The following is a 4,878-nucleotide window of genomic DNA, read 5'->3' as shown; positions in this document are numbered from 1 at the left end:
GCGATGGCTTTTGATACCGGAGATATCGCCCAATGAACGCAACATATGCGGGATTGAGCCCCTATGACACTGCCGTGCGTAAGCTGCGCGGCACCTTTCTGGCAGTGGCAGTGTTTTCGGCTGCGGTGAACATCCTGATGCTCACCGGTCCGATGTTCATGCTGCAAGTCTATGACCGGGTCTTGGCCAGCGGTTCGGTGCCTACGCTGCAAGCCTTATACCTGATCGTATTGGTGCTGTTCGTCTTTCTCGGTGTCTACGATTTCCTGCGCACGCGCCTGATGTCCCGCGCGTCATATCGTTTGGATCAGATGGTTGGTAAACCGGCTTATGATATCTGGGTGCGCTCTGCCTTGTCAGAAACACCGGCGTTGGGGCGTCCGCTGAACGATCTGGCCGTTGTCCGGGGTTTTCTGCCCAGCCCTTCCATGCTTGGCTTCTTTGATCTGCCTTGGATCCCGCTTTATTTGGCTGTCGTCTTTTACATCCATGTCTGGCTGGGATGGTTGACGGTTGCGGGGCTGAGCGTGGTTCTTGTTCTCGCTCTGGCGAACCAATGGTCGACAAATCGTCATCACGCCAAGGCGATGCAGATGGACGGCACCGAGAGTTTTTTTGTCGAGCAAAGTCGACGCAACGCTGAGGCGATTGTGCCTTTGGGCATGGCCAACCGTGTGGCTGGAAAATGGGCGGACATGCATCGTGATGGGCTTGCAACCGGGCAGGTTGGGGGCGACCGCGCCGAAGGCTTTGCTGCGGCCTCCAAAGCGTTTCGAATGCTGTTGCAATCAACCTTACTTGGTTTGGGTGGATATTTGGCGCTACAGCAGGAGATCTCTGCCGGGATGATTGTGGCCACTTCGATCATTGCCGGGCGCGCTTTGGCACCCGTTGATCAGGTTATTGGCCAGTGGCGCAATGTGGTACGCGCAAGAGAAGCGCATAGGCGTTTGAAGACAGCCTTTGCGAGTGTTCCCGCGATGAAACCCTTCATCGACTTACCGCCCGCAAAGGGCCATCTGACTCTTGCAGGGGTCACAAAGCTACCGAGTGATCGGCGCGCAGAGCGGCCGCCAATTCTGGAGAATGTGAGTTTCCGATTGGAGCCGGGAGATGCTGTCGGTGTCATTGGACCAAGCGCTTCGGGCAAGAGCACGTTAGCCCGAATTCTTGTTGGGGCCCTGCTGCCGGATCAGGGTGAGGTCCGGCTGGACGGAGCGACGCTTGATCAATGGTCGGAGGAAGCGCTAGGGCGCCAGATCGGTTACTTACCCCAAAAGCTGGAATTGCTGGCTGGCACAATTCGCGACAATATTGCCCGCTTTGATGCCGAAGCGCAGGACGAAGACGTCATTGAAGCTGCCCGCATCGCAGGTGTGCACGAGATGATCCTCCAGCTGCCTGACGGGTACGCGACCCAACTCGGATTCGGAGCCGCCCCGTTATCTGGTGGCCAGCTGCAACGCATCGGTTTGGCGCGCGCAATCTTCGGAATGCCGCGCTACGTGATCCTTGATGAACCCAACTCTAATCTGGATGCGGCCGGAGATGACGCGCTTTCACAGGCGATTGTAACACTTCGCGAAAGGGGAAGTACGGTTGTGGTTATGGCCCACCGGCCCAGTGCGATTTCTGCGGTCAACAAGGTGCTGGTGCTGCATTCCGGTCGCGTTGCCGAATTTGGCAACAAAGAAGAAATCCTGCAGAAATCGGTGCGACCGTCCCGGAGCAAACCGACACCAACGATCGAAGGTGTATGAGCGATGATTGCAATGCGAGGGCAGGGGCCTCAGTTAAAAACATCGACGCGCTGGCCTGGCGTGTTTGGGATGGTCGCAGCAGTGACACTTCTGGCGGGTGGAACCTGGTGGGCGAACACTACCGAAATTAGCGGGGCTGTCATCGCTCAAGGGTCGGTTGAAGTTCAGGGACGACCCAAGGCGGTTCAGCATCTGGATGGCGGCATTATTGATTCACTGCATGTCCGCGATGGAGATCAGATCGAAAAAGGTGATGTGCTCATCGAGTTGGACGACACGCTTCTCAAAGCCAACATGGCGATCTATCGAACGCGATTGTCAGAGGCCTTGGCGTTAAGAGATCGACTTCTCGCCGAGCAATCGGAACGGACCGAGATTTCCTTTGCAGAGGTTGATCCATTGCTGACCGAAGAAGCAGTTCAGGTACATCAGGCAGGGCAGCAGCAGATATTTCAGGCGCGTATTGATCTGGAGAATGGTCGAAGGGAACAGTTGGCCGAGAAAATCCGACAGTTTGAAAACCAGACAGTCGGTGTAAATGGATTGATTGAAGCCAAGGAACGCCAGCTCAGCTACATCAATGAAGAAATCGCCGCGCAGACAACGTTGACCGACAAAGGCCTCGCGCGGGTCAGCCAGCTTCGGTCGCTGCAGCGCAACGAGGCCGATCTTCTAGGCCAGATTGCCGAACACAGATCAGAGCTTGCGCGGATTCAGAACTCAATCCGGGACACGGAGCTTGAACTCTTACAAGGGCAGCGGCAGACCAAAGAAGAAGTGGTCACGCAACTTCGGGAAACCACAACTTCGATTCAGGAACTGCGGCAGCAAATCCTAACGACCAGCAAGCAACTTGATCGGGTCGATATCCGCGCGCCAAACGGCGGTCGGATTCATGAGATGCAGTTCAGTACGATTGGTGGTGTCGTCCCACCCGGTGGCTTGATCCTGCAAATCGTTCCTTTGAATGAGGGCTTCGTGTTGCGCACGCGGATCGACCCGAGTGCTGTGGATCAAGTGTATATCGGTCAACCCGCCAAGGTTCGCTTCCCGGCCTTCAACCAACGGACAACACCGGAGCTCGTGGGGTCGGTCGCAGATGTCTCGGCCTCGACATCGGTTGATGAGGCCACGGGTCTTTCGTTCTATTGGGTGACCGTGTCTGTCGAGCCAGAGGAGTTGGAGCGCCTCGGCAATCAAGAACTTATTCCCGGTATGCCTGTGGAAGCTTACCTGACCACAACGGACCGTACTGTTTTGAGCTATTTATCCAAGCCTCTGCTGGATCAAGTCAATCAGGCGTTTCGGGAAGAATAACCAGAGATCTTTCGTAGTATGATAGCTTAGAGCCCCCTAGAATACTACTCTTAGGGCACAGTGGCATATGCGAGAGGCGTCTAATAAGAACATTATCGTATTGTGAGGATCATAAATCGAATACTCCCGGGAGGTCGTTCCGAGGGTCGGGCAACTGTAGGGCTTGCGGCATATTTGACATATTCTAGTGAGATGTAGAAGCTGCGCCTTAAATGGATACCGCTTAGTTTTGGTGAATGTGATTGACTCTCGAGCTTTACGGATACGCAGCGTCGGATTGTTAAAGTGCATCTAAATTCAAACATTCCAATTTCTGCACTAAATTGTATTTGTCTTGTGCCACTATCGATTGTGCATCTGACCCTCCGAAAACAAAATAACATCGCCAATGGAACACTCCTGGATCGAAAAGTTCAAAGGTCTCAGCCAGTTGCCGGATTCTGTCCGCACTGATCTGATCGCGGGCAGCCAGATCGTATCCGTGCCCGCCGGAACGCAGGTCTTTGCGCCGGGCCAGACCGCGGACAATCTGTTGCTCCTTCTGAACGGCACCGTCCGCGTGCAGCAGAAATCGGAAACCGGGCGCGAGGTGTTTCTCTACCGTGTTCATGCCGGTGAAAGCTGTGTGCTGACCACCGCCTGCATGCTGGCGTTTGAGGATTACTCTGCCGACGGTGTCGCTGAAACCGATGTGACCGCCGTGGCGATCCCACGCAAGACCTTTGACGATCTTGTCGCGAAGTCTTCGGTGTTTCGCGAGTTCGTCTTTACAGCCTATTCCCGTCGCATCACTGATCTGTTCACGCTGATCGATGATATCGTTTTTCAGCGTATGGATGTCCGGCTGGCTTCGCGTTTGCTGGAGTTGGCCGGGCCGGACCATGTGGTCCGTGCCACACATGCGGTTCTGGGCACGGAACTGGGAACTGCGCGCGAGGTGATCTCGCGCATTCTGTCGGAATTTCAGCGGCGGGGCTGGGTGGAACAGGCGCGTGGCGAGGTACGTCTGACCGGCCGCGACGGCTTGCAGCGGATGGTCAAATCAGCCGGGTCCGAGCTTTAGCCGTCGCTGCAAGCACTTTGGTGACCATGTCACCAAGGCTGTAGCGAGGGGTATGCAAAAGTCGCTCCATCGATTCTGGATGGAGTGTGACATGACCACCAATATGGGAAAATTCGACCGTGCGGCGCGCATTCTGATTGCTGCGGCGCTTGTCTATGCGGCTTTGGGCGCCGGGCTGCTGGGGACCGGGGGTCTGTTTTGGCTGGGGCTCATCGTCGCTGGCGTTTTTGCCCTGACGGCCTTTGTGGGCAACTGCCCGATCTACAGCATCATCGGCCTGAAAACCTGTCGGAATTGCTGATGATCGAAACGGCTTTTACTCCGTGGGCGTCGCTAACCGGCGGCATTCTGATTGGTGTGGCATCGGTTCTACTGATGCTGCTGATGGGGCGCGTGATGGGCGCGACAGGCATTCTTGCCGGGCTACTGCAGCCTGCTTCGGGCAATGACTTTGCGTGGCGGGCGTCGCTGCTCGCGGGGATGACAACCGGACCGTTGGTGGTCTGGTTTACATCGGGGCAGATGCCTGCGGTTCAGGTGCCCGAACAGACCGCTGCCCTTGTTCTGGGCGGGATCATCGTTGGCATGGGCGTGACCTTTGGTGCGGGTTGCACCTCGGGGCATGGCGTGTGCGGCATTGCACGACTGAGCCTGCGCTCAGTTGCCGCGACAGCGACGTTTATGCTTTTCACTTTCGTCACGGTGTTCCTCATTCGCCATGTGATCGGGGGGTAGGGT

5 protein-coding genes are annotated in these 4,878 nt (G+C 56.2%); all 5 read left to right on the top strand.

Annotated features, from left to right (window positions below; translation table 11 throughout):
• Positions 1-32 precede the first annotated feature (32 nt).
• The 5 genes from ACR1XV_RS19750 (at position 33) to ACR1XV_RS19730 (ending at position 4,875) form a co-directional block, all read left to right on the top strand.
• A complete protein-coding gene (locus tag ACR1XV_RS19750) occupies positions 33-1,760 on the top strand; it encodes a type I secretion system permease/ATPase (RefSeq protein ID WP_480534510.1) in 1,728 nt (575 codons plus the stop codon).
• A gap of 3 nt (positions 1,761-1,763) precedes the next feature.
• Positions 1,764-3,077: an HlyD family type I secretion periplasmic adaptor subunit gene (locus ACR1XV_RS19745; protein ID WP_480534508.1), complete on the top strand. Its 1,314-nt coding sequence runs from the start codon at positions 1,764-1,766 to the stop codon at positions 3,075-3,077.
• A 388-nt stretch (positions 3,078-3,465) separates the two neighbouring features.
• A complete protein-coding gene (locus tag ACR1XV_RS19740; RefSeq protein ID WP_480534506.1) occupies positions 3,466-4,140 on the top strand; it encodes a Crp/Fnr family transcriptional regulator in 675 nt (224 codons plus the stop codon).
• 91 nt (positions 4,141-4,231) lie between these two features.
• On the top strand, positions 4,232-4,441 hold the full coding sequence (locus ACR1XV_RS19735; RefSeq protein ID WP_480534505.1) for a YgaP family membrane protein: 210 nt from the start codon (positions 4,232-4,234) through the stop codon (positions 4,439-4,441).
• Positions 4,441-4,875, top strand: coding sequence for a YeeE/YedE family protein (locus tag ACR1XV_RS19730; RefSeq protein WP_480534503.1), 435 nt, complete (start codon positions 4,441-4,443; stop codon positions 4,873-4,875). The genes ACR1XV_RS19735 and ACR1XV_RS19730 overlap by 1 nt, the downstream gene beginning before the upstream one ends.
• Positions 4,876-4,878 lie beyond the last annotated feature (3 nt).

This window comes from Ruegeria sp. AD2(2025) (assembly GCF_056542385.1).
This window is presented reverse-complemented; position numbering and strand designations above follow the sequence as displayed.

What these genes read in the sequence shown, in the direction of transcription:
- ACR1XV_RS19750 (WP_480534510.1), top strand. Translation starts at nt 33, where the DNA reads ATGAACGCAACATATGCGGGATTGAGCCCCTATGACACTGCCGTGCGT.
- ACR1XV_RS19745 (WP_480534508.1), top strand. Translation starts at nt 1,764, where the DNA reads ATGATTGCAATGCGAGGGCAGGGGCCTCAGTTAAAAACATCGACGCGC.
- ACR1XV_RS19740 (WP_480534506.1), top strand. Translation starts at nt 3,466, where the DNA reads ATGGAACACTCCTGGATCGAAAAGTTCAAAGGTCTCAGCCAGTTGCCG.
- ACR1XV_RS19735 (WP_480534505.1), top strand. Translation starts at nt 4,232, where the DNA reads ATGACCACCAATATGGGAAAATTCGACCGTGCGGCGCGCATTCTGATT.
- ACR1XV_RS19730 (WP_480534503.1), top strand. Translation starts at nt 4,441, where the DNA reads ATGATCGAAACGGCTTTTACTCCGTGGGCGTCGCTAACCGGCGGCATT.